This window comes from Brachyspira catarrhinii (assembly GCF_005518285.1).
Taxonomy (GTDB): Bacteria; Spirochaetota; Brachyspiria; order Brachyspirales; family Brachyspiraceae; genus Brachyspira; species Brachyspira catarrhinii.
Genome location: NZ_SJDU01000783.1, coordinates 1 through 453, shown reverse-complemented (window position 1 = coordinate 453; position 453 = coordinate 1). Strand labels below are relative to the sequence as shown.

The 453-nt window shown below is 33.3% G+C and carries 1 protein-coding gene; it reads right to left on the bottom strand.

What is annotated here, in order from left to right:
- A partial coding sequence (locus EZH24_RS15205; protein WP_236847284.1) for a hypothetical protein occupies positions 1-453 on the bottom strand: 453 nt, incomplete at both ends.

The following is a 453-nucleotide window of genomic DNA, read 5'->3' as shown; positions in this document are numbered from 1 at the left end:
TCCTATAAGTAAGATATTTATAACTAAACAAGGATTTTTTATTTTCCTTGATAAGTTATCGAAAGTAAATTTGATTGCTTCGGCATTTCCAATGCCTCGCAATGACGTGTTAAAATAATTGTCATTGCGAGCCGAAGGCGTGGCAATCCACTTTGTATAGAATTCATTTAATTTTGGATTACTTCGGATTTCATCCTCGTAATGACAAAAAATGCATGTCATCGCCGTTGCTAAAGCACACAGAGTGAGGCGCACAGCGTGTGCGAGACTTCGTAAAAAGTCGTGGCAATCCAATAATAAAGAAGCTAAATTATAAAAACGAATTTTATTTAGTCTGGATTCATTTGCATTTTGGCAAATGCTCGGAATGACAAAGTTTTTTGCAAAACGAAAGCGGACACTTAAAAAATTAAATGCCTTAAAAAATTGCGATATATAAAAATTTAAATTATT